We start from the raw sequence: 1,286 nt of genomic DNA on the forward strand, positions 1-1,286 counted from the left end.
CCGATCTAACATCGCAGCGGTCAACGTAACATCATCCGCAAATGACTTAGACCATTGGCTAAAGGGTAAGTTACTCGTCAATATCGTACTGCCTTTTTCATAACGCTTGGCAATCACGTTAAAGAACAGATTCGCTTCTTCACGTCCAAACGGTAAATAACCAATTTCATCGATAATCAGTAACTTTGGTCCCAGTACCGCACGTTGCATATAGGTTTTCAGTTTACCTTGCTGATAGGCTGTACTCAGTTGCAGCATGAGATCGGCGGCGGTAATGAACTTGATTTTAATGTTGTTCATGATGGCCTTATAGCCTAATGCCATAGATAAGTGCGTTTTTCCTACTCCGCTAGCCCCGAGAAACACCACATTTTCTGCTCTAGCAATAAAGCTCAGATTGAACAGTTCAATCACCTGTGATTTAGGGGCCCCTAGGGCATAATTAAAATCATAGTCTTCCAGGGTTTTGACTTGAGGCAGGCCTGAGAGTTTCATCAGTACCTGCTGACTGCGCTGTTGCCTGGCAGCATATTCATGCGTCAAGATCGCTTCAACAAAGTCGGCATAACTTCCATCTTGACCTAATGTTTGTTGTGCATGATGTGACCATTGTGATGCGATGGCAGGCAGATTGAGCTTTTGGCAAAGTTGCTCTATACGGTCGTATTGCAGATTCATCAGGAAACTCCCAGCAACTGGTCATATACCGATAAGGGATGCTGCAAACTCTCGTAGGGCATGACATGCTGTGCTGCTGCAACAGGTACAGTGCCAGAACCCGTATCTGATTGCGGTAATGGCGTAAATTTTTGCTGCTCCTGTTGCAGTCGAACAGCCGGTTTTTCTTGCGTGGTGGCATGAATCCGCTGATTGGCGGTTTCATGCAGCCACCGGCCAATGTGGGCATTGGCGACATCAACATCTAACAGTAAACCCGAAGTCTTCAGGCTTGCTTTCAATGGCACAATAAAGCTTGATTTGAGGTATCCATTAAAGCGTTCAACTTTGCCTTTGGTCTGTGCACGGTAGGGCTTACATACGCGAGGACGAAAGCTGTATTTCTTGGCGCAGTCGAGCAGTTTGGGATTCCATTTATGCTGCCCCTCCTGATAGGCATCCCGTTCAATCATGATCGTTTTAGCGTTATCAAACAGGATTTCCTGAGGTACTCCTGCAAAGAACTGAAATGCATTTTCTAGACCATCGATCCATGCATCGGTACGTTCATGATCATAAAATTTCACGAAAGTCGCTCTGGAATACCCTAATGTTGCGACAAAGGCTTT

1 protein-coding gene and 1 pseudogene are annotated in these 1,286 nt (G+C 45.6%); both read right to left on the reverse strand.

What is annotated here, in order from left to right:
- The coding region (gene istB, locus L6C30_RS14570; RefSeq protein ID WP_236163332.1) for an IS21-like element ISAba8 family helper ATPase IstB at positions 1–678 on the reverse strand (678 nt) is incomplete at its 3' end.
- Positions 678–1,286 (reverse strand): annotated as a pseudogene (gene istA, locus L6C30_RS14575) (IS21-like element ISAba8 family transposase); the annotation flags it as partial. The pseudogene istA and the gene istB, both read right to left, overlap by 1 nt.

Origin of the sequence: Acinetobacter sp. KAM396, from assembly GCF_021602765.1 — a bacterium.
Classification (GTDB): domain Bacteria; phylum Pseudomonadota; class Gammaproteobacteria; order Pseudomonadales; family Moraxellaceae; genus Acinetobacter; species Acinetobacter towneri_A.